Genomic DNA, 25,285 nt, shown 5'->3' with positions numbered 1-25,285 from the left:
GGTCTCGTGCGGAGAGGAACCTCCTCAAGAAATCGGATACACAAAACTTAAACGTCTCCGGGGGGACAACCATGAAAAAAGCACTCGCAGCACTCGCACTTGCAGGCTCACTGGCACTCGTGGGCACCGCGCCGGCCATCGCGGCCAACTACCCGGCCATTCCGCCGCAGGCCGCCGTTTCAGACGGCACCGTGGGCCCGGGCGAATCCTTCGTCTTCCGCGGCCGTGGCCCCTTCGCTGGTGAGACCCTAACCATTCGGGTGACTCCGGGCAACCCGCCCGCGGCAAACGGCGCCACCATCGGCGGCCGCTCCGTGGCCACCAGGATCAACGTTTTCGCGGAGACGACCCTTAGTGCTCAGGCTGACGCCCAGGGCAACTTCTCTGTGCCGATCGCCATCCACGAAGCAGGAACATACCTCCTCACCGCCACGGGCAACACCAGCGGCAACTCGGTGGGCCCCGTTACGGTGGTTGTTGACGCGGCCTACGCAAATGGCGCTGGACTTGCCAACACCGGCGGCGCTCCGCTCGCCAACACTGGCAGCGCTGCGGGCCTCGCCAATACCGGCGCTGACTCCGGCCTGATCCTGTGGACCTTGGTTGGCGCAGGCGCCCTGGCCGCCGGTGCAGCCTCCGTGGTTGTTGTTCGTCGCCGGGCCAAGGCAGAGACCACGCCGTAACCGCAACACATTTTTTACCAAAGAGGGTGGGTATCCTCCGGCTTCCGGAGGGTACCCACCCTCTGCCTTTAAGGGAGCTTTTTGAACTACGTCGACAGCCGCCGTTTCTGGCGTTTCATCCTGATCGCCATGCTGGTTCCGCTAGGACTAATTGCCTTCTGGCCCAGTCCCGTTGATGCTCCTGTCCATGGCCAGCTCGCCGATGTCCTGAAGTTGCTCCACAGTCATGGAATTCCCGCGTGGTTCAATTACCAATTTGTCGAGGCTACAGCCAACGTCCTGCTGTTTGTGCCCGTGGGTGCTGTGGCAGGGTTGGCCTATCCCAAACGAAAATGGTGGCGGATCGGAATCCTGGGGTTGCTCGTCTCCTGCTGCATCGAGTTGGGCCAACTGCTGTTTCTTCACAATCGACTCGCGAGTATTGCGGACATTGTCACAAACACAGGAGGGGCCTTCATAGGTGCCCTTTTGGCCACGGTGGTCCTGAGATGCCTGCAGGCCCGCCGCTTGTCAGCGACGGGCCTGTAGGCGCCATGCAGAGGTAAGAAGCTTTAGCCCACGAAGGCCTTCAACCAAGTCTTCAGGTCCTCACCAAATTCCACACGCTCTGAAGCCAGCGTGATGACGGCTTTGAGGTAGCTGAGCTTGTCGCCGGTGTCGTAGCGGCGGCCCTTGAAGACCACGCCGTACACGCCAGACCCTTCTCCGTCGCTGGCAGCCAGTGTCTGAAGCGCATCAGTCAGCTGGATTTCATTGCCGCGGCCCGGCGGCGTGTTTTCCAGGACACCAAACACGGAGGGGTGCAGCACGTAGCGGCCGATGACGGCAAGGTTGGACGGCGCCTCGCTAGCCGCCGGCTTCTCCACCAGGCTATTGACCCGCACATAGTCTGCACCGTCGATGGCCGTGATGTCCGCACAGCCATAGGCGCTGATCTGAGTCGGGTCCACCTCAATCAGTGCGATGACGGACCCACCGGTCTTCTGCTGCACCTCCATCATGGCGGTGAGCAGGTCCTCAGCTTCATCGATAAGGTCATCACCCAGTAGGACGGCGAACGGCTCCTCGCCCACATGCTGCTGTGCGCAAAGCACAGCGTGACCAAGGCCTTTGGCCTCACCTTGGCGGACATAGTGGATGGGACCCAGATCCGAGGCCTCCTGCACTGAGGCGAGTCGCTGTTTGTCACCTTTTAGCTCCAGCGTCCGTTCGAGCCCGGGCGCACGGTCGAAGTGGTCTTCGAGAGCGCGTTTGCTGCGCCCGGTGATCATCAGAATGTCGTCGAGCCCGGCTTTGACGGCTTCCTCCACGACATACTGGATGGCCGGCCGGTCAACCACTGGCAGCATTTCCTTCGGCATGGCCTTGGTGGCGGGTAGGAAACGAGTCCCCAGTCCGGCAGCAGGAATGACGGCTTTGGTAATAATTTTCCCCATTGTCATGACTGAACCTTACAAAATCGTTGGAGGAAACCCGCAATTAGTGACTTGATTTCGACCGGCTCAATCACCGACAGACTTCAGGTCCCGCGCGATTCGCGGGAGCGCACGCAAGAACCGAACCCACCGGGCTCTGTGAGACTTGAGCCTGCCCCGGAAAGACATGTCGGCGTAAATGTCGCGGGACAGATGCACTTCCGGCGTCGGGAAGACTGCACGGAACAGCATCCTGGGTTTCTCCCGCAGAGGGACCTGGGCAATCGCGATCAGCCTGGCGCTGCCCGGCTCTTTGGCCAACAGTCGATTGCGCCATTCCGCGGAGGCATTGGGCCAGTCCACCAGCAACGTATGGGTGAGCAGGTCCTCGAGAAAAGGGCGCATGGCAGCTAGGGCGCTCGTGGACGTAGACATGGCCAGTATGGCCGGGGCGAGCGATTGCCGTACTGCGAGATCGGACAGGAACTCGAGTTCCTGGCGGCACTGCGACAGGTGCGGCGACCTCAGGGCGTGCAAAGCAAGGATGAGAATCCCCAGCGCCTTTGACGGGATCCGCACCTCCTGTCCTGCAAGTTCAAAGTCCTCGGTGTTCGCCCACATGACGTCGAAGCAGTCAGCGGGTTCGCGCTCCATTCCCGGGAAGCGGAAGTGAACGTCGATGCAGCAGGGCCATTCCGGGTGGTCGACGGTCACCGAGTGCTTTGGAAACGTCCGGCTGTCAGGGTCCACCGGGCGTTGCCGCCAGCCCCTATCCCGGAGGCCTGAAAGCATCTCCTCCAGATCTTCCAGCGACACAAAGACGTCCACGTCGCCCGAGACCTTTGGCAGGCGGAGCCCCTGGATGACACTAGCCGGGCCCTTGATGAAGAACGCCCGGATCCCCAATCCGTCCGCAACCCGTTGCACCATGGCATGGCCTAGCAGGACGGCCTCGGAAATCTTGAGCTGCGCCTCCTCGGCGCCATCTTTCATTCGTGAAACCTAGACTCGTGCCCGGCGGCCGGCGGGCACGGACTCCTGCAGGCTTCCCTCCACGCTGTGCTGCTGTGCGCCTGCCGGTTTCTGGTCCACCGAAACGGCCGAGGCGAGCGCCTGAGCCGACGCGGGAGCGGGCGCGGACTTGTACGTCCCGTAATAGGAGTACGAGCCGTTTCCACGGGTGGGCACGTAATTGAGGACCGCTCCCAGTATCCGGCCCTTGACCTTGTCCAAGTTACCCAGCGACCCCGCAAGCTGCTCCTGGGTGGTCCTGCCGGTCCGGATCACAACGATGGCGCCGTCGGCCGCGCGGGAAAGGACTGCGGCGTCCGTCACCGGAAGCAGCGGCGGAGCGTCAATGAGGACAACACCGTTCTCGGCCAGGGTGTTCAGCATGGTCTTCATGGCCCGCGACCCCAGCAGCTCGCTGGGGTTCGGCGGAATGCGGCCGGAGCCCAGGACGGAAAGGTTCGGCAGGGCGCCGCACGGCTGCAGGACATCATCCAGCGTGGCGGTGCCGGTCAGAACATCGGTGACCCCGGCTCCCGGAACGAGATTGAAGACGTCCACCAGGGTGGGGCGGCGGAGATCGCCGTCGACCACTACGACGTTCTCGCCGGCGGCCGCCATGGTGACCGCCAGGTTGGCCGTGACCGTTGACTTTCCCTCTGACTGCACGGAGCTCGTCACCACAATGATGCGCGGCGGCTGGTCCACATCAAGGAAGCTGAGGTTGGTGCGCAGTTCGCGGAGGGCCTCGGCCATCGCCCCGCCCGCGTCGTGGACGTGAGTGGCCGTGCTGGCATCCACTATGGTGCTTCTCTCGTCGAGGCGGTGGTCAACGGGGAGGGTTCCGATGACGGGAACCCCGAAGAGCTGCTCGATCTCCACGGCGCCGCGGATACGCCGGTCCAGGTGCCGGCGGACCAGCGCGTAGGCCACGCCCAGAGCCAGGCCGATCAGCGCACCGAGCGCCAGGGTGAGCTTCACGTTCGGCGACACCGGGCTGGAAGGCAGGACCGCTTTGCCCAGCGGAAGCACGCGCACTGCTGAAGCGGGCGCAGCGGCGGATGTTCCGGCGTCGGGCCTTACTGCCGTGCCCTCAACTGTCTCAGCGGTGGCAGGTGCCGTTTCGATCGCTTCCACCTGGGCGGCGAGCCCGTTGACCCAGGCATCGGCCACGCGCTGGGCGGTGGCAGGGTCCGGCGACTGGGCCGTCACCCGGATCTCCGCAGTGTCCAGCGGGACTTTTACGCTGATGGAGCCGAGGAGGGCGTCTGCAGTGGTCTTGAGTTGCAGGTCTGCGATGACGCGGTCCGCCACGAGACGCGACTTCGCCACGGACTCGTAGTTCTTGACCTTCGCCTTGGCCAAGCTGTCGCCGGCGAGGGAGAGGCTGACGTTGTCCGACCCCGGAGTCACCACAATGCCGCTGGAGTCAGAGGAGTAGATCTTGGGCTGCAGGACCGTCCAGCCGAACGCCGCCAGCGTGGCCAGCAGGGTGAACGCGACGATCGCTTTCCAGTACGTGCGGACTACACGCAGGTAGTCAGCCAGGTCCAGGCCTGCCGGCGCTTCCCCCGGGGTGGCTGTTGTGACGCTCATGGTGGTTCCTTCTCGTTCAAGTTCGTGTGCGTTGGCCGGTCTTCGTTGCCGGGTTACGGCTTCTGGTGGTCCCCACGCGGTTTGGCGGCTAGTTGCTGGCCTTTTCCAAGACTGATATCGCGATGAGCTGCTGGACGGCCTCGGAGACGGCTTTCCGGTAGCCTTCCGGGTGGCCGTGCACTTTGCCGACTTCGTCGGCCAGTTGGTCTTCCGCTACGGCGTTCGCGGTTGCTTCCCAGATGGCCGGCCCGATCCCGCTCAGGCGCGCAATCTCCTTGTCCAGCATCACCAGGAGGTCGCCGGCGATGGCCACGGCATCCTTTGCCGCCGTCCGGCGGACGTGGCCGGCTGGGATGGGCGTGAATCCGGTTTCGAGTCCGGGCGCTTCCCACTCGGGCTTCGAGGGACGCTGCTCCCGGAACAGCGGTGCCAAGGCTGCTGGCAGATCGGCGGCTTCCGAATAAGTCACCCGCCACACTCCCCCGACGCTGTCGATCAGGCGGCACAGCGACTGCAGCGGCAGGTCGATTTCGCCCTGCGAGGAAGAATCGGGGATCAGGGCGAGAAGGGCGTCGGCGAGCGGGACCTTGCTCAGGGTTGGGAGGACCCGCTGAGCGCCCTCAACCCGGTCCAGCAGCACGATGGACTGGATGAAGGGCTTGGCGGGAGCCGACTGAAGTCCGAGCTCGTCCGGGCCCACCTGACGCTTTGGAACAACGTACTCCTGCTTCAGGGACAGCGGCTTAGGATACGGAACCACGGAGCCGTCGGGCCTGATAGCGACCGTCTCGTCAGTGACGTACCCATATGTTCCCGCCAGCACGGAGGCCGCGGTGGTTTTGCCGGTTCCCGACTTGGCAACCAGAGCAACGACCGCTCCCGTGACCTGGTCAGCCACCCCGCAGGCGTGCAGCATGGTGAGCTCCCCTGCGTTGGCCAGGATGGCGGCGACGGTGAGCCGGGAAGTGAGGTTCTCAGCCAGCTCGTCAAAGGAGACGGCCTGCAAGGCGAACGTGCCGACGTCGTTCCTCAGTGACTGATAGGTGACGGACGCTGAGAAAGGCTGGGAGCCGTTGGGTTCCCTGGGCAGTGACGGAAGGTGAGGTGCGCTTTCCCTGGCACACCGCACCCACGCTGAGCGCATCCTCTTCCGCTGCTCCCCCGTGACGCCCCGGCCCCAGCGAACAGTGAACTCCACGCCCAATATGTTCAGGCACAGCGGGTCTTTTCGGCCCAGATTTTCCTCACTCTGCAGGGGCGCCCACGCCACCTGTACGTTGCCATCGCTCATGATTCCCCCCGAATCTGAAGCTGTTGTTGTTATTGGCTCGGCCCGGCAGATTCGATCAGCCGCTGGTCCTGAAGGTTTGCCAAAAAGCTCGCGACCTGGGCATGCATCTGATCACTCGTGTCCTCGAAGCTGAACTCGAGTTCGGCGAGGATGGCCTGCTCATTTCGAGTACCGTCGATCAGGTCCCAGATGGTTGCAGCCGTGCCTTCCAGGACCACTGGTTGGGTTGCGTCGAGGTGGAGGAGGGCGACCCGGTTAGCCGAATGCGTGCGGACTTCGGCAACACAACGCGAGCGGTGCCAAGTCATGGCGCTTCCGCTATACCCGACTGGCCTCACGGGAAGACTACCGTGAGGTTTGCTGGAACAGCAGTCACTGTTGTGGACTTGTCCAGGGTCGCCGTAAGGGTGACCTGGTACGCGTGGGTTCCCTTTCCTGGACTTATGTTGAAGGCAAACCGCTTGAACGCGACATGAAGTTTGTGATTTCCGGAAGTCGTAGTCAAAATGTCGGAAAATGTTGTGACTTCCTTGCTGCCGCTACCGGAAACACCGCTCTTCGGGGTAGAGGTGACCGGATCGACTGATGTTACAGAGAGGAGCGCCTTCTGTTTTGATGCCACAGCGTCAATCGAGATTGTGTAGGACACCGTTGTACCAACAAAGGCACTTCCGGTCTGTATATCGAAACCCGTCGGACCGGAAGCTGACGTCGCACCGGTTACCGTGACGGCATCAGGAACTGAGAAGGTGACTGACGGCTGCGTTACCGGCCCCGGTGACGCCGACGCGGGCGGAGCCCCGACGGCGGCCACAATAACCGGAACTGACCAGGCCACACCCTTGACCACCCTGCGGCGGCTGAACCCTGCCTCTTCGCTGCTCCTGACCTCGTCGTTCAGAACCTCAGACAATTGCGCTCCCGTGTAGTTTTCCGCTGCAGCCTTGGACTCTGGCTGCTCTGGCCGCGTTTTCCCGGCCCTGAACACTCTTCCCAACGCGCCTAAAGGTTGGGTCAACCACATTGCAAGATTCGGTCAAGTTCTGCTGTTTTTTCCTTCAAGACGCTCTTGACCTGCGGCGATGCGCTGGCACAGTGGGCGTCGCTGCAAAATTGAACGCTGTGGACTGACAGACGAGGCACATCCGCAATCTCTTGCACCCCCAGCCGAAGGACCGCCGTCGTGGATTGATTCAAAAGGCCCTGTACGCGCGGCCCCAGAAGAGCACAATGTAGGGACAGGCAGGACCACACGGCCTGAGTTCCGGCGTCGAGGACGGTGCACCATGAAAGCGATTCAGGTCCGGTCCGCAGCACTGCTGATCGCAGCGCTCCTCTTAGGCGGCTGCGCCTCCGGCGGCGGCGGTTCCGGCGTCACCACCGTCCCGGGGAAGGCGCCTGACACGGGAACGGCGAGCGCTGCGACGGCGGCAGCCACCATCACCATCCAGGACTTCAAATACGGAGCGCCCATCACGGTGCCACCGGGCGCCACGGTGACGGTCACCAACATGGACGCCGCGGCCCACACCGTGACTGCGGACAAGGGCTCAGCCTTTGACGCGAAGGTGGCGGGACACGGCGGGACGGCCACCTTCACGGCCCCGTCGGCCCCGGGCACCTACCCGTACCACTGCACCTACCACCCCGACATGCACGGGACGCTGACGGTCAAATGAGCCTGGCCCTGCGGATCCTGACAGCCCTCATGCTGTTCATCGATGCCGGCGTTCATCTCCATCTCGCCCCGGGTTACCAGGCCGCCACACCTGGCGGGATCGGGCAAGGCACCCTGTTCCTGCTCGAAGGCGCCGCAGCCGTCCTGTCCGCGCTCTACGTTCTGGTCCGGGGCAGCAGAGCCGCCTACGCCCTCGCCCTGGCAGTGGCTTTCAGCGGCTTCGTTGCCGTGGTGCTGTACCGGTACGTCGACATTCCCGCGATCGGACCGTTCCCGGCCATGTATGATCCCGTATGGTTTTTCGAGAAGTCACTCAGCGCCGTCGCGGAAGGAGCCGGAACAATCCTCGCTGTCATAGGCCTCATCCGTTCCGCTCCCAGGGGACGGCGGGTGACAGCTCCCTGAAAACCACCGAGAACAGGACGGCCTTGCGTGCCTCGTCCGACGCGATGACCGCAGTTGCCGTCTACGTCGTCGCGGGCACCTGGCTCTCGGCCGTGTCCTGGCCGGACCTTGGACTTCAGGCTTTGGGTTTGGGCGCGGGCGCTGTGGTCATCGGGAATGCCGCCGCATCTGTCCTTCGCCGCACCCCGAGCTTCTCAACGCCCGCAGACCGTGTCACTTTGCTCCGGGCCGTCCTGGTTGCACTGTGCGCCGTGGTGGCTGTTCCGGTCCTGTTGACGGGAGCCCGCCCCGGCCCGCTCCTGGTCATTATTGGTGCCGTTGCCTTCCTCCTGGACGCCTTGGACGGTCCTGTCGCCCGGCGCACTGGCACCGCATCGGCGGCAGGGGCACGGTTTGATACTGCTACGGACGCCGCCCTGGTGCTGGTTCTCTCCTGCGCAACGGCGGTCACCGTGGGGCGGTGGACCCTCTGCATCGGGGGTCTCTACTACGTTTTCGTGGCCGCCGGCCGCGTCTGGCCCCACCTTCGCAGCCCGCTCCCGCCCCGCGCCGGCAGCAAAGCGATCGGGGCCTTCCAGCCGTTCGCACTGCTCCTTGCCTTGACTCCGGACATCCCGCCGGCTGTTGGAGTCGCCGCGACCGCCCTGGCCCTTCCGCTGCTGGTGTTCTCCTTTGCCCGCGACATCGTTGCGCTGGAACGGCTCCGCCGAGTCCTTTGTTCCGTGTAGGGCATGGGATACACGCGTAAGCGTCACCGATGCGTGCATTGAGGTAGCGGAACGAGCCGGTCCCGGCCTCCTTTTTTGGGGAGGCGGGGACCGGCTCGTTTTCTGTTCCCGCCTCCTGAGGACCCGCAACGGGCAAGAGTCAGGCCGACATACTCAACGTACTGAGGTGGAAACCGGCTTCAGAAAGAACAGGCCTTGAACGCGGTTGAAACCTTCAACGCGAGCAATGATGTGAAGGTTATCTCCTTTGCCAATGCCCTCGGGAATGTTCGAACCCGTCAGATGCAGATCGCTAACGATGTTCACATCCTTGAACTGGAAGTTAGGTCCAGTCATTGACGTAGCGCTGTAGTTCCCCGCGCCAATCAAGATGTCGTACCTCGTCTTGTAGTCACCATGATTGTTCATGTAGGAGATATTTCCATCGAACTCAATGGTTCTATCTCTATATTTAGTTGCAAAGCCTTGGATACTGTCGTAGTCCGAATCTGACCCGGCAAGAAGAGCTGCAAGTTCCGAATTGTTCTGCACAGTCAGCGTCTGCTCAGCCGCTGACACCACCGGTGTAGCCTTGGCCGGTTCACTGGGCTCCGCTTTCTGGCTTGGCGTATCAGACGGCCCATTTGAGGGCTGTTCGCTTTGCACCACCGCGGCGTTTGTCGGGGACGCGTTCGCCTCCGGGGTGTCAGCCCCCTCCCGGGCAGCGCCGACGGCCACGATAATGCCGATAAGCAGGAGCGCCCCTGCCGCCGCTGGCAAGAGGTACCGGGGCCGCTTCGGCTTCAGGCGGCGGAATGTCAACTTCGTCCGCAACAGCGGCACTTGGCTCTGGGTGACGAATTCCCAGCCTTCCTTCTCCCACTTCGCCATCGTCCTGGCTTCCATTCCGCGCACCGTCTGCACGGACTTGATCTCGTAGCTTGCGTCTTCGCCAGCCATGAGGCTCCCCCACTCCTAATAAGAACCCGATGTTTATGGAATCGTGGTGCACATAGTGACGACCCGACCCCGCCGCCGCGTTCAACCACGGGGCTCATCGAATATATCCGGGTTTTGCTCGACTAATTTCCCTGGGGCGTGAGGTTACGTCGGCGCAGGTTGGAGCCGGACCATTGCCTGACATTCCCCCACCGACAGAGGAAAATCACCGGCCGGAAACGCCCCGGCAACCTCGCCGCGGCATGCTTGGGCCTACGGGGACAACCAGCAGGAGGCACACCATGACAACGCAACAGACAGAGACGGCGCAACTTCAGGTGGACGACTACATCCAGGCGTGGCACAACCGCAAGATCTTCCACCAGGGGCGCGTGACCGACGTCGTCCGTTCACTGGAACTGACCCGGATCCTGGACGCGGAGACCGGCGTCCGGAAGCTGCTGGATCCGGAAGCGCTGGAGATCGTCCGCGTTGCGGGGCCCCGCGCATAGGGATTCTGCGGATCATCGCCATAAGCCGGCTCAGCCGCCGGACGGGCCCGCTCGCCGGCCTTTTGCGCGTCCGAGGACCGTTGCCGAGCAGTTGCACAGTGCCCAGTAGGCAGCGCCTGCAGCCAGTGAAGCTGCCACGGCGAGGGCCGGGCTGAACCCGACCAGCAGGGGGTAGACCAGCCAGTGCACCAGGTAGATGTGCAGCGACGCGCCGGCCAGCAGAAGGGTGACCCGCCGGAGCCCGGCCGGAACGGGGAGGCTGGGCAGCCACAGAAGCAGCAGGATCCCTGTAATGACGGTCAGTTCACGGGATGGGTCGTCGAAGAACCCCGGGACGGTCACAGCGGCCATGAGGCTCAGGACGCAGCGTTGGAGGATGTGCCGGGCACGGGCTACGGCCCATCCCAGCGCGAAGAGCCAGAGCGTGGGCGTCGTGTGGGGAATGCCCGGCTCAAAGAGCTCGAACCGGGTGAGTAGCCCGGCTCCGAGCAATACCAGCGGAAACAGGAAGGGGAACCGCTTTTCGGCCCCACTGACCCAGGGAAATGCGAGCAACGCCGTCATGCAGGCCAGCAGGTAGACGAGCACCTCAATGAACCAGAAATGCCACTGCGTGGTCACCTCCTCAGGGCCGATGACGGCGTTGAGCAGGAAGATGTTGGCGAGGCTGTACTTGTCGGTGATGAGGTAGGCAAAGCCGATAAAGGCCATGCTGGGGATGATGACCCTGGCCACGCTGGCCACTTGCCTTCGCAGCCGCGGCACACGTTCCCCGGACAGCTGGAAGCGGGCGAAGTTGAACCCCGCCACCGCCATGAGCACGTGGGCAGTGCCCTGCCAGTGCAGGAATCCGATATGGGTGCTGACAATCAGGAAGATCGAGACCGCCCGCAGCACGATGCTGGTTTCCAGCCGGGCAAACAGCCGGCGGCGCTTCCGCTTTCCCTGCTTTTTGAGAGCCGCCCCCAGCACGCCCACCGGAGTGACGTGCCAGTCCGGGGGCAAGTGCCCCAGCGCCTGCTCGAGCCGCACCGACGCCGCCACATACGAGAGCGAATCCCCGCCGAGCGAAACGAACGTGTCGCCGTCGGAAATGACTGCCAGCTCCAGCGTGTCTGCAAATATCCGCACCACGCTGTCCCCGGCTGTTTTAGCAGACGACGGCGGATCCCCCACCGTGGGACCACCCTTCCGGGCGAGCGCCAGCACGCCCTGGTAGTCCGGCTTGCCGGTTGCCAGGCGCGGTAGTTCCCGAACCGCATGGACTTCCAACGCAGCCCGGGGCAGGCCGATGGCTTGGGCGAGAAGCTTGCCCACCAGCGCCGGGTCATGTTCACCCTCGATGGCCACCACGAGCCCCTGGTCTGAGCCCGCGCTCGTGGCCCGGATGCCAAGATCGGCCAGGATCCGTTCCACTTGTCCGAGGTCGACGCGGAGGCCGACTATCTTGACGAACCGGCTGCGCCTTCCCACCACCTCGTACAGTCCGTTTGCGTTCCGGCGTGCCAGGTCTCCGGTGCGGAGTTCCTCCACGGTCCGGCCGAGGGCCAAGTCCTCAGGGGTCCGGGCGTATCCCAGCATCACGTTGGGCCCGGAATAGACCAGCTCGCCATGCTCCAGTCCGGGGACCGGCTCTATCCGGAAGGCGCCGCCGGGGACGGGGATGCCAATAGCGCCCGGCGACGTACCTGCGAGCCCCGGGGGAAGGTAGGCCATGCGTGCGGTGGCCTCCGTTTGGCCGTACATCACAAAGAGCTCCCACCCGCTCCTTGCGCCCAGTCCGGCGTACTGCCTGACCAGGTCCGGGGCCAGCCTGCCGCCGGCCTGCGTGATGTATCTGAGTGTGGGCAGGTCCATTGCGGCGAAGCCCACCCGCTCGAGCAGCTCGAACGTATAGGGAACGGCGGCGAAGGACGTGGCACCCTGTCCGCGGAACAGTTCCCAGAAGCAGGGGTCAACCACGGACAGGTCCGTCAGGACCAGGCAGGCCCCGCGGAGCAGGTGGCTGTTGATCACGGACAGTCCATAGCAGTAGGACATGGGCAGTGTGGTCATGGCCCGGTCATACTCCGTGATGCCGAGGTACTCCGCGATGGACTCTGCGTTCGCTTGGAGGTTGTCATAGGACAGCCGAACCAGCTTGGGTGAACCGGTGGAACCTGAAGTGCTCAACAGAAGGGCAAGGTCCGGGTGCAGCGTGTGTCCGGTGCCGGGCCGTCGTTCCTCCAGCACCATGCGGCCATTTCCGGAATGAAGGACAACGTCCGGGTCATAGGCTGCGACGAGGGATTCCAGGGCGGCGGGCTTGTCCGCGGGCAGGAGGATCAGCGGATGACCGGCAGCCATGGCGGCCAGGTAACCCACCAAGGATTCAACATCGTTACCGGCCGTCAGGGCCACCAGGCGACGTTCGCTACCCAGTCGGCGGCCCACCTCCTCAACACGGTCGGCCAGTTCTTGGTACGTCAGGACCCCGCCGCTGTGGGCTACGGCAACCCTGTCACCGTTGTCCGCGAGGTTTGCAGCAAACGGCAGGCGCTGGAGGTCAAGGTCGGTGCTCATCACATGTGGTCCTGAGATGCCTTCGGAGAGATTTAGGGAAGCCTAACCTTGGTAGAGTACACCAGCCTGTGAGCAATTAAGAAAGTAAAACGTGTCCTATTTTTCCAGCCTCTGGTGTAATCCCCGCGCGGCCTGCTCAACCACCGGGGCCGGGCCACCACTAGAATGGCGTCATGACCCCACAGGAACTGGCCAACCTGGCACATCTGCGCCGGGCCCGTGACCTGATCGACCGCGAGTACGCCAAGCCGCTGGACGTGCCCACCATGGCCGCCGGCGCGCTGATGTCCGCGGCGCATTTCTCCCGCCAGTTCAAGGCCGCCTACGGTGAGACGCCCTACAACTACCTGATGACCCGGCGGATCGAACGCGCCATGGCGCTGCTCCGCGCCGGTGCCAGCGTCACCGATGCTTGCATGGAGGTGGGCTCCACGTCGCTGGGTTCCTTCAGCTCCCGGTTCACCGAGATCGTCGGCATGACCCCCAGCGCCTACCGGGCCCGCGAACACCACGCGGTGAAGGCCATGCCGTCCTGCATCGCCCGGCAGCAGACCCGGCCCTCGCGCAAACCGAGCAGGATTGAAGAAGCGCCCGCGGCCTCGCTGAAATAGCGTGGAAGACATGAACATTTCACTGAAATACGCACAGGTCACCGTCAACGATCTCAATGAGTCCCTCGCCTTCTACCGCGACGCCCTCGGCTTCGACGTCCGGAACGACGTCGGCTCCGACGGACAGCGCTGGGTCACCCTGGGCAGTGCGGCCCAGCCCGACCTCGAACTGGTCCTTTCCCCTCCGCATGCCGGCCGCTCCCAGGCGGACGGTGACGCCATCCAGGAACTGCTCACGAAGGGCGTCATGCCCATGCTCGTGTTCACCACGGACGATCTCGACGCCACCTTCGAAAAGCTCCGCGCGTCCGGCGCCGAGGTCCTGCAGGAACCGATCGACCAGCCCTGGGGTCCGCGCGACTGCGCCTTCCGCGACCCCTCCGGCAACATGATCCGCATCAACCAGGCATGAGCTAGCGAACGGTGGTTGGGCTATGAGCTTTTGACAGGCTCAACCACCGGACGCCTACGCTCAACCACCGGGCGGGCTGAGGACGAGTGAGCTTGTCGTAATCCCTGGATTTCGACAAGCTCACTCACCGGATGGCTCCATCACCGGACTTAGGCAGGCGCAACCACCGGGGCGCCGGCGAGCCGGAGCCAGGTGTCCACCACGGTGTCCGGGTTCAGGGAGACGGAATCGATGCCTTCCCCCACCAGCCACTCGGCGAAGTCGGCGTGGTCGCTGGGACCCTGTCCACAGATGCCCACGTACTTGCCGCGCGCCTTACAGGCCTTGATGGCCATGCTCAGGAGCTTCTTGACGGCAGGATCGCGTTCATCGAACCCGGCCGCGACAGTCGCGGAATCCCGGTCCAGGCCCAGGGCCAGCTGGGTCATGTCGTTCGAGCCGATGGAGAAGCCGTCGAAGTGGTCCAGGAACTCGTCCGCCAGCAGCGCGTTGGACGGGATCTCGCACATCATGATCACCTCAAGGCCGTTCTCGCCCCGGACCAGTCCGTTCTCCGCCAGCAGCTCGATAACGCCGCGGGCCTCGTCCAGGGTCCGCACGAACGGGATCATCAGCTTGACGTTGGTCAGGCCCATCTCGTTGCGGACGAAGGACAGTGCCTCGCACTCGAGGTCGAAGCAGTCGCGGAAGGACGGATCCAGGTACCGTGAGGCGCCGCGGAAACCGAGCATCGGGTTCTCCTCGTGCGGCTCGTAGGCCGGTCCGCCGATGAGGTTGGCGTACTCGTTGGACTTGAAGTCGGACATGCGCACAATCACCGGATTCGGCGCGAACGCCGCCGCGATGGTGGACACACCCTCCGCCAGGCGCTTGATGTAGAAGTCGCGCGGGCTGCTGTACGCGGCAATCCGTTCCCGGATTTCCGCGGCCACATCCGCCGGCTGGGCGTCCAGGTCCAGGAGCGCCTTGGGGTGGATGCCGATCTGGCGGTTGATGATGAATTCCAGCCGCGCCAGGCCCACGCCATGGTTGGGCAGCTGCGCGAACGTGAACGCCTGCTCCGGGGTCCCCACGTTCATCATGACCTTGACCGGGGCCTCAGGCAGCGAGGTGATCTCGGTTTCATCAACGCTGAAGTCCAGGAGGCCTTCGTAGATGGTGCCGGTCTCGCCGTCGGCGCAGGACACGGTCACGTCCACGCCGTCGGAGAGGACAAAAGTGGCATCCCCGGTACCGACGACGGCGGGAATCCCCAGTTCGCGCGCGATGATGGCCGCGTGGCACGTGCGTCCGCCGCGGTTGGTGACGATGGCGGAGGCACGCTTCATGATCGGTTCCCAGTCCGGGTCCGTCATATCGGCCACGAGGACATCGCCGGTCTTGAAGGCAGCCATCTGGTCGATCGCAGTCAGGATGCGGACGCTGCCAGCACCGATACGCTGGCCGATGGCGCGGCCTTCGGCCAATACCCGACTGGCGCCGTTGAGGCGGAAACGGCTCAGGCTGCCAGCGGACTTGCGCGACTGCACGGTTTCCGGGCGGGCCTGCAGGATGTACAGGCCGCCGTCGATCCCGTCCTTGCCCCATTCAATGTCCATGGGGCGGCCGTAGTGGTTTTCAATGGCGACCGCGTGCCGGGCGAGCTGCTCGACGTCGGCGTCGCTGAGGCTGAAGCGGTTCCGCAGCGAGGCCTCCACCGGCACGAAGTCGATGGTGCGGCCGATCTCCTGGCTGTTCGTGTAGGTCATCTGGAGGGCCTTCTCGCCCAGTCCGCGCTTGAGGATGGCGGGACGGCCGGCCTCAAGTGAAGGCTTGTACACGTAGAACTCATCGGGGTTCACCGCACCCTGGACCACGGCCTCGCCGAGGCCGTAGGAGGACGTGACAAACACGGCGTCCTGGAACCCGGACTCCGTGTCCATGGTGAACATGACGCCGGAAGCCCCGACGTCGGAGCGCACCATGCGCTGGATGCCGGCGGAGAGGGCAACCTCGGCGTGCTCGAACTTGTGGTGCACGCGGTAGGCGATGGCCCTGTCGTTGTACAGGGACGCGAACACGTCCCGGATGGCGAGCAGGATGTTCTCGATGCCCCGGACGTTCAGGAAGGTTTCCTGCTGGCCGGCGAAGGAGGCATCCGGGAGGTCTTCCGCCGTCGCGCTGGAACGGACGGCCCAGGACAGGTCCGCGGAGCCGCCGTGCTTCTCCACCAGCTGCTGGTAGGCGTCCCGGATCTGCTGTTCGAAGTCCGGCAGGAAGGGCGTCTCGCGCATGAGGGTGCGGATTTCCTGGCCGGCAGCGGCGAGGGCGGTCACGTCGTCGGTGTCCAGGCCAACCAGCCGGTCAGCGATCCTCTGGTCCAGGCCGGAGTCCGCCAGGAAGGTGCGGTAGGCATCGGCAGTGGTGGCGAAGCCGTCCGGGACCTGGACGCCGGCGGAGGTCAGGTTCTGCACCATTTCCCCGAGGGAGGCGTTCTTGCCGCCCACCCGGTCCAGGTCTTTGAGCCCAAGTTCTGAGAACCACAGGATATCTGTTGTCATAATTACTGCTCCTTTGCAGAGGGTGGCATGCGGGGGCGCCGCCCCGCCCGCGGCTGTGGCCGGCAGGTGGGCGCGAATCCTGTCTACAGTGACATTTTGCGGGCGCTCATTCCACATGATATGCGCCACAGTGGATTTGTGAAAAATTTCTCTAATGCTTGAGGTTCATGCGCTGGAGAATGGTGGCTGCCATTTCCTCCACGGACACCGACGCCGAATTCAAATACGGAATCCGGTGGGAAACGTACAACTCCTCGGCGCTGCGCAGCTCGAAGCCACACTGCCGCAACGACGCATAGGGCGAGCCCCGGCGTCGTTCGGTGCGGATCTGGCTCAGACGCAGGGGGTTGGAGGACAGCCCAAAACATTTCTCAACAAACGGCCGGAGCGGCTTGGGCAGCCCTTCACGCTCGAAATCCTCGTCCACCAGCGGGAAGTTCGCGGCGAAGATGCCGTGCTGGAGTGCCAGATACATAGTGGTGGGTGTCTTGCCGCAGCGGGACGGCGCCACCAGGATCACCTGCGCCTTTTCCAGCGCCCGCAGGCTCTGCCCGTCGTCGTGTTCCATGGCGTACTCGACGGCGGCCATCCTGGACTGGTACCGCTCCGCGTTGCCCAGGCCGTGGGCCCTGCCCGGCACAGCACTGGCCGCGGCACCGAGGCCCAGCTCCAGCTGACCCACATGCGTCCCGATGAGATCCACAATGATCCCCTGGCAGGTGGCAATGGCCTGTCTGATGTCGCTGCTGACGGCGGTGGAAAACACGATCGGCCGCAGGCCTGTGCCCACCAGTTTGTCGATGCTGTCCACCACGGTCATGGCCTGTTCGACGGTGGTGATGAAAGGCACCGTGATGCGGTCAAAGTTGTTCTCGGGGAACTGCGTCAACAAGGTATTGCCGAGCGTTTCCGCCGTGATGCCGGTGCTGTCCGAAAGGAAATAGACAGGCCGAATAGCGTCATTGGTCATAAACGCATTCTGCCCCAGACCGGGCCCGGTCCGGTATTTTGCTGCACCCCTGATAGCCTGACCGCTATGCATGCCCTGCCCGCTCTGCGGCGAATAGTCCCTCTGTGCTGAGCGGGCGCACATGGACGGCCCTGAGCGCCTCCTTGTCCCGGACAGCCAAAGCCACTGAAGCGCTGGCCCCCAGACACCCGGCCCAGGTGATTGTCCTGGGCTTCGCGGCCGCGATCGCCGTCGGTACGGGGTTGTTGATGCTGCCGGCTGCCAAACAGGGCCCTGGCGGCGCCAGCTTCCTGGAAGCCCTGTTCACTGCGACGTCCTCGGTCTGCGTCACCGGTCTGATCACCGTGGACACGCCCGTGTTCTGGACCGGTTTCGGGCACGCGGTGATCCTCGGGCTCATCCAGGTGGGCGGCTTCGGCGTGATGTCCTTCGGCACGCTGCTGGGAGTGCTGATGGCCCGCCGGCTGGGGCTGCGGTCCCGCATGACCACAGCGGCGGAAACCAAAAGCACCGGCTTTGGCGATGTGCGGCACGTGCTGCTGGGCGTCCTGATTATTACCGCGGTTACGGAACTCCTGCTTGCCGGGATCCTCACGGTCCGCTTCATGGCCGGGTACGGCTATCCCCTGGCTGAGGCGCTGTGGCACGGCATCTTCCACTCGGTGTCCTCCTTTAACAATGCCGGTTTCGCGTTGTACTCGGACAACCTCATGGGCTTCGCCGCAGACCCCTGGGTGTGCCTGCCCATCGCGTTCGCCGTCATCATCGGAGGCCTCGGCTTCCCCGTGCTTTTCGAACTGCGGCGCAGGTACCGCACCCCGGTCCACTGGAGCATGAACACGAAACTGGTCCTGGCCGGCACCGTGGTCCTGCTCACCACCGGCACCGTGTTCCTGACAGCCGTGGAATGGGCCAACCCGGCTACCTTGGGCGCCTTTCAGCCCGGGGGACGCGTCCTGGCCGGGTTCTTCCAATCCGTCGTTACCCGCACCGCCGGTTTCAACAGCATCGACATCGGGCAGATGCACCCCGTGTCCTGGCTCGGCATGGACATCCTTATGCTTATCGGCGGCGGGCCCGCCGGCACAGCCGGTGGCCTGAAAATCACCACCTTTGCCGTCCTGCTGTTCATCCTCACCACGGAACTGCGCGGCGACACCGCCGTGAACGTCTTCGGAAAGCGGCTCTCCCGCGCAGTCCACCGCCAGGCCATCACAGTGGTGCTGCTGGCCCTTGCCCTGGTGGTGGGCGCCACCATGTTCCTGATGCTGATCACCGACTTCGGGCAGGAGAAAATTCTGTTTGAAGTGATCTCGGCTTTCGCCACCGTAGGACTCTCCACCGGCATCACCGCCGCGATGCCCCCGGCAGGGCAGGTCGTCCTCATCCTGCTGATGTTCATTGGACGGCTGGGCCCGGTGACGCTCGGCGTTGCCCTGGCGGTCCGCCCACGACCCGTGCTTTACGAATACCCGAAAGAAAGGCCCCTCATTGGCTAGGAAAATGTTCTCCCGTGCCCCGGGACGCCTCGCCGAGGCGGGGTCCGTGGCAGTCATCGGGCTGGGCCGCTTCGGCGGCTCACTCGCCCTGGAACTGGAAGCCCAGGGCACCGAAGTGCTGGGCATCGACGCGAACGAGGACATCGTTCAGTCGTTCAATGGCCTCCTCACACACGTGGTCCGCGCCGACTCGACCCGGGAGGAAGTCCTGCGCCAGTTGTCCGTGCACGAGTTTGACCGGGCCGTTGTGGGCATTGGCACGGACATCGAGGCCAGCATCCTGACCACGTCGCGGCTGCTGAAATTTAACCATCCGCAGATTTGGGCCAAGGCCATTTCCGAACCCCACGCGGAAATCCTCGACCAGCTCGGCGTGGAGCACGTCATCCGCCCGGAGCACGACATGGGCAGACGGGTGGCGCACCTGGTCCGCGGCGGCATCCTGGACTACGTCGAGTTTGAAGACGACTTCGTGATGGTCCGCACCAGCCCGCCCAGCGAGGCCAGGGACCGGCCCCTCGGAGTCCTGGGACTCCGGGACAGGTACGGGGTCACTATCGTTGCCTACAAACGCCTGGGCGGCACCTGGGGCCACACCACGGCGCAGACCGTCCTCTACGACGACGACCAGATCATCGTCCAGGGCAGCAAAACCCAAGCCGAAAAATTCAGTTCCCTCCCCTGAAAGGCGGGTTGAGGCACCCGAACCGGTTACCGGCGTCGTACGTCCCTTGCAACTTGTGGGCACTTCCTGATCGGCCTAGATTTGGGCATGACCATTTCCCCCGAACACGAAATGCTCCTTGAGCTGCAGGACCTGATCATCGGCACGCGGTCAGTGGCCGATTTCCTGGGCGGGCTCTCCATCATCGCCGCGTCCTCGATCAGCCGTGTGACCGGCACTGCGCTCGAATGCGGCGTCACCCTCAAACACAACAAGAAGACCTCCACGGTGGGCGGCAGCACCGAAAGGGCCATCCACCTGGACCGGATCGAACAGCAAGTGGGCGAGGGCCCCTGCATCGAGGCGCTGAAGATCAACGCACCCGTCCTCCTGGCCGATGTCCACACGGATCCCCGGTGGCCCACTTACCAGGCGCGCCTCATCGAAGAGGGCTGCCTGAGCGCCCTCGGCATACCGCTGGACCTCAGCGAAGGTGCCACCGCCGCCCTTAACTTCTTCGCACCCACCACGGGCGTCTTCACCGAAGCCGCCATCGCCGAAGCGTCCAGGTTCGCGCGGATGGCGCGCGCCGCCGTCGGCCTCGCCATCAGGGTGGCCACCGCCGAAGGTACCGCCGACGACCTCGCGGCCGCGATGGTGAGCCGCACCGCCATCAATCTGGCCTGCGGCATCGTCATGGGCCAAAACCGCTGCAGCCAGACCGAAGCCATGGACATCCTGATCAACGTCTCCAGCCACCGGAACCAGAAGCTCCGGGACGTTGCCGAGGAGATCGTCCGGAAAATCTCGGGCGAGGAACCCGCCACCTACTTCGAAAAGTAGCTTTGCCGTAGGGTGGCGGACATGGAACTCCGACTCGAGGTTGTGCAGGTGCCCGTCTCCGACGTGGACCGGGCCAAAGCCTTCTACACTGACCAGCTCGGCTTTGCGCTCGACCACGACGTGGAACACATTCCCGGGATGCGGGTTGTCCAGCTCACCCCGCCAGGCTCGGCCGCATCCATTGTGATCGGCACCGGCATGACCGGCATGGTTCCCGGCAGCCTCGAAGGCCTGCAGCTGGTGGTGCCGGACATGGCCGAGGCCCGCACTGAACTGGTCCGCCGCGGCGCGCCCGTCAGCGAAGCCCAGGACATGGGCGGGTTCGCCTTCGCCTACTTCAGCGACCCGGACGGCAACCGCTGGGTCATCCAGGAGATCCCCGCCAAGCGCGCTTCCGCTTAGCGGGACTGCTCACGGATCCCTTTGGCTGCTCCACCGGTGAAGTCAACCGTATAGCTTGCCACGCCCAGAATTCAGCCTGAAGCTCAGCCGGAATCTAACGTTTCGCACGAAACTTACCAACTATTCGAAACGTATAAAGGCGGGCTGGGAAGAGCCCGCGAAAAAAGCGAGTACACGCTACTCGTGCGCTCCCCCGCGGCGCCTGCCTACGATGGGCGAGTACCGACTTTGGGGGTTTGGCGCGTGCTAATTGAACAACATAAGACCTGGCCTGGCTCCGGCTCCGGAGCCCTGCTCGATATCCACGGGCACTCGGAAGCCGCCCTGGCGGCGGACCTTGCCCGGATCGCGGCCGCGGCCGTCAGCGATCTTGCCGGGACGCCGGTGGAGGGCACCGTGACGCTGGTGCGGCCGGAGGGCACACCGTGCACGGTGGCAAACACGGAAGGCACCGGCGTCGAGCTTTCCCGCTGGGATCAACGCACCGGGCAGGGGCCCACGGCGCGCGCACTGCGGGGCCGATTGTCCATCGTCCTCAACGGCCACTGCCCGGACACGCGCTGGCCCGAATACCCAGGCAGCCTCACAGCGGCCGGTTTCCACTCCGCCGCAGCAATGCCGCTGCGGCTGGAGCGCGGTTACAGCGCCGCGCTGACGCTCTATTCCGCCACAGCGAACGTGTTCACTCCCGGCGTCGCAGCCAACGTGCTGGTCTTCGCCGACGTCGCGGCCAGGAGCCTCCGCCTGGCGCTGAAGTACCGGGCAGACCTGGCCGTGTCCGCGGCGAACCGGGCGGCGATGACCAGCAGCACGGCGGTCGATATCGCCTGCGGGGTCATCATGGGACGGGACCGGCGCTCCCACGAGGAAGCGCTCCAGATGCTGACGCAGGCTTCGACGCAACGAAACCTCAGGATCCGCGACGTCGCCGAAAGCCTCCTGCTGGACATGCCCGGCGGAATCCCGGCCACCCACTTCAAACCCCGCGCCTGAAGCTGCGCACCCCACCCCACTCCCCCAAAATGTAGGTCGCAGCACATGTCGTTATTAGCGTTCATAACAGCATGTACTGCGACCTAGTTGGGTGGGGACGCGCAGGACGGTCAGCGCAGAATGACTGTCCGCCCGCCGTCGAGCATGACCCGGCCCTCACAGTGCCACCGCACCGCGTTGCTGAGCGCCCTGCACTCCGCGTCGCGGCCCACCCGCACCAGATCCTCGGCGGTGTGGGTGTGGTCCACCTCGATGACCTGCTGGGCGATGATGGGCCCCTCATCCAGTTCGGCGTTGACGTAATGCGCGGTGGCACCCACGGTCTTCACGCCGCGGTCGTAGGCCTGGTGGTAGGGCTTGGCCCCCTTGAAACTGGGCAGGAACGAGTGGTGGATGTTGATGGTTTTTCCGGTCAGCTTGGCCGACAGCTCATCGCTGAGGACCTGCATGTAGCGGGCCAGGACCACCAGTTCCACGTCGAACTCATCCACGAGCTCCAGCAGCCGCGCTTCCTGCGCCGGCTTGGTCTCCCTGGTGACCGGCAGGTGGAAGAACGGGATGTTGTGCCACTTGACCAGTTCCTCGTGGTCCGTGTGGTTGGAGACCACGGCCACGATTTCCACCGGGAGGTCACCTGTGCGGGCCCGGAACAGCAGGTCGTTGAGGCAGTGCCCGAACCTGGACACCATCACCAGGACGCGGCGCTTGCGGCCGTGCGGTTCCAGCTGCCAGTTCATGGCCCACTCGCCGGCCAGCGGCTCGAAGTCCCGGCGCAATTGCTCGGTGCTGAAGGACTTCTTCCCGGCCGCGAAGTGCACCCGCATGAAGAACTGCTGCGCCTGGCGGTCACCGAAGTGCTTGGTGTCGATGATGTCGCAGTCGTGGTGCAGTAGGAACCCGGTGATCGCGTGCACGATGCCCGGGGACTCGGCGCAGTTGACGGTCAGTACATGTTCGGTTTCCACTTAGCGCCCCCGTGCAGCCTTCTCGGCCGCCTGCGCCTTCTTGTCGGCCACGACCTTCTCGCCGGCCAAGTCCTTCTGGAACTCCGCGTAGCGGGCAAGGTGGGTGGGGCGCTTGCGCAGGATGAACCACGCAACGCCGAGGATGATGAACCAGAGGGGCGTGACCAGCAGTGCCACGAGGGTGTCCGGCTGCGTGGTCAGTGCCCACAGGACGAAGGCGAAGAACGCGAAGACCACCCAGACCATGGGGACGCCGCCGGGCATCTTGTACTTGGAGGCATCGTGCAGGTGCGGGCGGCGTGACCGGAACTTCAGGTAGCTGGCCAGGATGATGGACCAGACGAACACGAAGCAGACGGCGGACACGGTGGTGACCATGTCGAAGGCCTTGCCGATGTCCTTGCCCGCGTACATCAGGATGACGCCGGAGAGCAGCAGGACGCAGGAGAGGAACAGCGCGTTCTGCGGGACCTTGCGGCGGGACAGCTTGCTGAACACGTTGGGGGCGTCGCCCTCCTGGGCCAGGCCGTAAACCATGCGGGAGGTGGAGTAGATGCCGGAGTTGGCCGAGGACATGGCCGAGCTGAGCACCACCAGGTTCACGATGGTGGCCGCGGCGCCGAGGCCGGCCAGGGAGAACATGGCGATGAACGGGCTGTGGCCGGCCTGGAACTGGGTCCAGGGCGTCACGGACATGAGGATAATGAGGGCGCCTACGTAGAAGAGCAGGACGCGGATGGGGATGGAGTTGATGGCCTTGGGCAGGTTCTTCTCCGGGTCCTTGGCCTCGGCGGCGGTGGTGCCCACGAGTTCGATGCCCACAAACGCGAAGACGGCGATCTGGAAGCCAGCCACGAAGCCCATGAATTCGTTCGGGAACATGCCGCCGTGGCTCCACAGGTTGGTGAAGGTGGCAGGGCCGGCGTCGGACTGGAAACCGCTGAAGATCATGAACAGGCCCACAATGATCAGCGCCGTAATGGCGATGATCTTGATCAGCGCGAACCAGAACTCGGTCTCACCGAATGCCCGCACCGTTGCGAGGTTCAGGACCAGCAGGATGATCACGGTGGCAATGCCCGGGATCCACAGCGGCACCCCCGGCCAGAGTTCCTCCGAGTAGGCGGCGATGGCGATCACGTCCGCGATGCCGGTGATCACCCAGCAGAACCAGTAGGTCCAGCCGGTGAAGAAGCCGGCCCAGGGGCCCAGCAGGTCAGCGGCGAAATCGCTGAAGGACTTGTAGTTCAGGTTGGACAGCAGGAGTTCGCCCATGGCCCGCATGACGAAGAACAGCATGAAGCCGATGATCATGTAGACGAAGATGACGGACGGGCCGGCGGCCGAGATGGTTTTGCCGGAGCCCATGAACAGACCGGTGCCGATGGCGCCGCCAATGGCGATCAGCTGGATGTGCCTGTTGCTGAGCTGCCGCTCCAGGTGGGGCGGGGTGCCCGGGGTGGTGATGGTTTTAATGCTCACGTGCTGCTCCTCGAATAAATGCTGGCTGGAGTGCTTCGGTGGAAGACGCGGCCACTTCGTTGGGGACCGTGTCCAGGTTGTTGAAACTGTAACGATGGATCCCTGCGATGCCGGGCTGGGACTCCAGCGCGGCCACCAGGGTGTTGGGTGAGTAGCGGTCACCGCTGAGGAGCTTGCGCGCCAGCGGGCCTTTGCGGCTAAGGAACTTCAGGGAACTTCCGACCCCGATCTGCGTGGCCAGGTTGACCAGCTTGGTCCGCGGGACGGACCCCGCCACGCCAGCCCAGACGGGCAGGTCCACGCCTTCGCGGCGCAGGATCGCCGCGAAGTCCAGGATTTTCGGGGCGGAAAAACACATCTGGGTGACAACATGGGTGGCCAGGTGCTGCTTGGCCACGAGCGCGTCCACCAGGTCAAGGGCGGCCACCGACGGGTGGCCTTCCGGGTAGCCTGCCACGCCTGCGCGCATGAGGCCGCCGGTGTACTGGGCGATATCTTCGAGCAGCGGCAGGGCTGACTCGTACGGGCCGGCCGCATTCTTCCGGTCACCGCCGATCACAAACACCTCGCGGATGCCGGCGACGTCGCAGTCCCGCAGGACGCCGGTCAGCTCCGACCGGCTCTGCAGGCTGCGGGCGGCCAGGTGCGGGATGACGTTGTAGCCCAGCGTGGCCAGTTCCACTGAGGCGTGCATGGTCCGTTCGATGCCGTGGTGGGGCAGGCATGTCATGGTCAGCGTGGTGGTCAGAGGGACATTGGCCTGGACCTGCTCGGCAATCCCGGTTGACGGGATGATTTCGATTCTCGTAGGGAACATCTTTGGTCCTTTTCTGGATATCGGCGCGGGTCAGCTGGCGTGGGCGGCCAGCAGCGAGCTGGCTTCCTGGCGGGTGCTGCCGGAGGACTCGATGTGGGCGAGTTCGGCGGGGATTTCCCAGCCCTTCTTACGCATCGCGGTGGCCCAAAGCCGGCCGGCACGGTAGGAGGACCGGACCAGCGGGCCGCTCATGACGCCGAGGAAGCCGAGCTCGTCGGCCTCGTTCTGCAGGTCCACGAACTCCTGGGGCTTGACCCAGCGGTCCACCGGCAGGTGCCGTTCGGACGGGCG

General features: G+C 64.3%; 26 protein-coding genes and 1 pseudogene. 13 read left to right on the top strand and 14 right to left on the bottom strand.

Annotation, left to right across the window (positions count from 1 at the left end; all coding sequences use genetic code 11):
- Positions 1-71: 71 nt before the first annotated feature.
- Positions 72-683, top strand: a complete 612-nt coding sequence (locus ABIB45_RS19940; RefSeq protein ID WP_354217581.1) for an LPXTG cell wall anchor domain-containing protein — start codon at positions 72-74, stop codon at positions 681-683.
- A gap of 81 nt (positions 684-764) precedes the next feature.
- On the top strand, positions 765-1,211 hold the full coding sequence (locus ABIB45_RS19935) for a VanZ family protein (RefSeq protein ID WP_354217580.1): 447 nt from the start codon (positions 765-767) through the stop codon (positions 1,209-1,211).
- 23 nt (positions 1,212-1,234) lie between these two features.
- On the opposite strand, the gene galU is transcribed toward ABIB45_RS19935, so the two are convergent.
- The 6 genes from galU to ABIB45_RS19905 form a co-directional block, all read right to left on the bottom strand.
- On the bottom strand, positions 1,235-2,125 hold the full coding sequence (galU, locus tag ABIB45_RS19930; RefSeq protein WP_354217579.1) for a UTP--glucose-1-phosphate uridylyltransferase GalU: 891 nt from the start codon (positions 2,123-2,125) through the stop codon (positions 1,235-1,237).
- Between the two features lie 60 nt (positions 2,126-2,185).
- Positions 2,186-3,091, bottom strand: a complete 906-nt coding sequence (locus tag ABIB45_RS19925; RefSeq protein WP_354217578.1) for a nucleotidyltransferase family protein — start codon at positions 3,089-3,091, stop codon at positions 2,186-2,188.
- Between the two features lie 9 nt (positions 3,092-3,100).
- Entirely contained in the window at positions 3,101-4,702 is a 1,602-nt protein-coding gene (locus ABIB45_RS19920; RefSeq protein WP_354217577.1) for a tyrosine-protein kinase domain-containing protein, read from the bottom strand.
- Between the two features lie 88 nt (positions 4,703-4,790).
- Positions 4,791-5,993: a hypothetical protein gene (locus ABIB45_RS19915; RefSeq protein WP_354217576.1), complete on the bottom strand. Its 1,203-nt coding sequence runs from the start codon at positions 5,991-5,993 to the stop codon at positions 4,791-4,793.
- 29 nt (positions 5,994-6,022) lie between these two features.
- The gene (locus ABIB45_RS19910) at positions 6,023-6,301 is read right to left on the bottom strand and encodes a PqqD family protein (RefSeq protein ID WP_354217575.1); all 279 of its coding nucleotides are present in this window, start codon (positions 6,299-6,301) and stop codon (positions 6,023-6,025) included.
- Between the two features lie 26 nt (positions 6,302-6,327).
- On the bottom strand, positions 6,328-6,906 hold the full coding sequence (locus ABIB45_RS19905) for a hypothetical protein (RefSeq protein WP_354217574.1): 579 nt from the start codon (positions 6,904-6,906) through the stop codon (positions 6,328-6,330).
- 373 nt (positions 6,907-7,279) lie between these two features.
- On the opposite strand from ABIB45_RS19905, the gene ABIB45_RS19900 reads away from it, so the two are divergent.
- From ABIB45_RS19900 to ABIB45_RS19890, 3 genes are read left to right on the top strand one after another with little or no spacing between them, the layout of a single operon-like run.
- Entirely contained in the window at positions 7,280-7,672 is a 393-nt protein-coding gene (locus ABIB45_RS19900; RefSeq protein ID WP_354217573.1) for a cupredoxin domain-containing protein, read from the top strand.
- Positions 7,669-8,076, top strand: coding sequence for a hypothetical protein (locus ABIB45_RS19895; protein ID WP_354217572.1), 408 nt, complete (start codon positions 7,669-7,671; stop codon positions 8,074-8,076). Before ABIB45_RS19900 ends, ABIB45_RS19895 begins: the two co-directional genes overlap by 4 nt.
- Positions 8,077-8,099: 23 nt before the next feature.
- A complete protein-coding gene (locus ABIB45_RS19890) occupies positions 8,100-8,804 on the top strand; it encodes a CDP-alcohol phosphatidyltransferase family protein (RefSeq protein ID WP_354217571.1) in 705 nt (234 codons plus the stop codon).
- A gap of 153 nt (positions 8,805-8,957) precedes the next feature.
- Here the strand turns inward: ABIB45_RS19890 and ABIB45_RS19885 are convergent, their stop codons facing one another.
- Positions 8,958-9,743, bottom strand: a complete 786-nt coding sequence (locus ABIB45_RS19885; protein ID WP_354217570.1) for a DUF4839 domain-containing protein — start codon at positions 9,741-9,743, stop codon at positions 8,958-8,960.
- Between the two features lie 281 nt (positions 9,744-10,024).
- Here ABIB45_RS19885 and ABIB45_RS19880 point away from each other — a divergent pair, with 281 nt between their 5' ends.
- The gene (locus ABIB45_RS19880) at positions 10,025-10,234 is read left to right on the top strand and encodes a hypothetical protein (protein ID WP_354217569.1); all 210 of its coding nucleotides are present in this window, start codon (positions 10,025-10,027) and stop codon (positions 10,232-10,234) included.
- Positions 10,235-10,264: 30 nt separating this feature from the next.
- Here ABIB45_RS19880 and ABIB45_RS19875 read toward each other — a convergent pair whose 3' ends face one another.
- A complete protein-coding gene (locus ABIB45_RS19875; protein WP_354217568.1) occupies positions 10,265-12,796 on the bottom strand; it encodes an AMP-binding protein in 2,532 nt (843 codons plus the stop codon).
- Positions 12,797-12,969: 173 nt separating this feature from the next.
- On the opposite strand from ABIB45_RS19875, the gene ABIB45_RS19870 reads away from it, so the two are divergent.
- Together ABIB45_RS19870 and ABIB45_RS19865 are read left to right on the top strand one after the other, a co-directional pair.
- On the top strand, positions 12,970-13,407 hold the full coding sequence (locus tag ABIB45_RS19870) for a helix-turn-helix transcriptional regulator (RefSeq protein WP_354217567.1): 438 nt from the start codon (positions 12,970-12,972) through the stop codon (positions 13,405-13,407).
- 10 nt (positions 13,408-13,417) lie between these two features.
- Positions 13,418-13,819: a VOC family protein gene (locus ABIB45_RS19865; protein WP_354217566.1), complete on the top strand. Its 402-nt coding sequence runs from the start codon at positions 13,418-13,420 to the stop codon at positions 13,817-13,819.
- Between the two features lie 149 nt (positions 13,820-13,968).
- Here the strand turns inward: ABIB45_RS19865 and ppsA are convergent, their stop codons facing one another.
- Together ppsA and ABIB45_RS19855 are read right to left on the bottom strand one after the other, a co-directional pair.
- Entirely contained in the window at positions 13,969-16,359 is a 2,391-nt protein-coding gene (gene ppsA, locus ABIB45_RS19860) for a phosphoenolpyruvate synthase (protein WP_354217565.1), read from the bottom strand.
- 151 nt (positions 16,360-16,510) lie between these two features.
- Complete coding sequence (locus ABIB45_RS19855; protein WP_354217563.1) at positions 16,511-17,329, bottom strand: pyruvate, water dikinase regulatory protein; 819 nt, start codon at positions 17,327-17,329, stop codon at positions 16,511-16,513.
- Between the two features lie 173 nt (positions 17,330-17,502).
- Here ABIB45_RS19855 and ABIB45_RS19850 point away from each other — a divergent pair, with 173 nt between their 5' ends.
- The 5 genes from ABIB45_RS19850 to ABIB45_RS19830 all read left to right on the top strand — a co-directional run bounded on the left by ABIB45_RS19850 (position 17,503) and on the right by ABIB45_RS19830 (position 21,730).
- Positions 17,503-18,828 (top strand): TrkH family potassium uptake protein, encoded by a 1,326-nt coding sequence (locus ABIB45_RS19850; RefSeq protein WP_354217621.1) that lies wholly within the window; start codon positions 17,503-17,505, stop codon positions 18,826-18,828.
- Positions 18,829-18,832: 4 nt separating this feature from the next.
- Positions 18,833-19,513: a potassium channel family protein gene (locus ABIB45_RS19845; RefSeq protein ID WP_502909262.1), complete on the top strand. Its 681-nt coding sequence runs from the start codon at positions 18,833-18,835 to the stop codon at positions 19,511-19,513.
- A gap of 87 nt (positions 19,514-19,600) precedes the next feature.
- Positions 19,601-20,335, top strand: coding sequence for a GAF and ANTAR domain-containing protein (locus ABIB45_RS19840; RefSeq protein ID WP_354217561.1), 735 nt, complete (start codon positions 19,601-19,603; stop codon positions 20,333-20,335).
- 21 nt (positions 20,336-20,356) lie between these two features.
- Positions 20,357-20,737: a VOC family protein gene (locus ABIB45_RS19835; protein ID WP_354217560.1), complete on the top strand. Its 381-nt coding sequence runs from the start codon at positions 20,357-20,359 to the stop codon at positions 20,735-20,737.
- A 243-nt stretch (positions 20,738-20,980) separates the two neighbouring features.
- A complete protein-coding gene (locus ABIB45_RS19830) occupies positions 20,981-21,730 on the top strand; it encodes a GAF and ANTAR domain-containing protein (protein ID WP_354217559.1) in 750 nt (249 codons plus the stop codon).
- A gap of 110 nt (positions 21,731-21,840) precedes the next feature.
- Here the strand turns inward: ABIB45_RS19830 and purU are convergent, their stop codons facing one another.
- The 4 genes and pseudogenes from purU to ABIB45_RS19810 all read right to left on the bottom strand — a co-directional run.
- Positions 21,841-22,695, bottom strand: a complete 855-nt coding sequence (purU, locus tag ABIB45_RS19825) for a formyltetrahydrofolate deformylase (protein WP_354217558.1) — start codon at positions 22,693-22,695, stop codon at positions 21,841-21,843.
- The gene (gene cycA, locus ABIB45_RS19820) at positions 22,696-24,177 is read right to left on the bottom strand and encodes a D-serine/D-alanine/glycine transporter (protein ID WP_354217557.1); all 1,482 of its coding nucleotides are present in this window, start codon (positions 24,175-24,177) and stop codon (positions 22,696-22,698) included.
- Entirely contained in the window at positions 24,167-24,994 is an 828-nt protein-coding gene (locus ABIB45_RS19815; protein WP_354217556.1) for a methylenetetrahydrofolate reductase, read from the bottom strand. Before ABIB45_RS19815 ends, cycA begins: the two co-directional genes overlap by 11 nt.
- 30 nt (positions 24,995-25,024) lie before the next feature.
- Positions 25,025-25,285, bottom strand: a pseudogene (locus ABIB45_RS19810) (lipoyl synthase); the annotation flags it as partial.

It is taken from the genome of Arthrobacter sp. UYCo732, assembly GCF_040547265.1.
In the GTDB taxonomy this organism is placed as follows: Bacteria; Actinomycetota; Actinomycetes; order Actinomycetales; family Micrococcaceae; genus Arthrobacter.
This window is presented reverse-complemented; position numbering and strand designations above follow the sequence as displayed.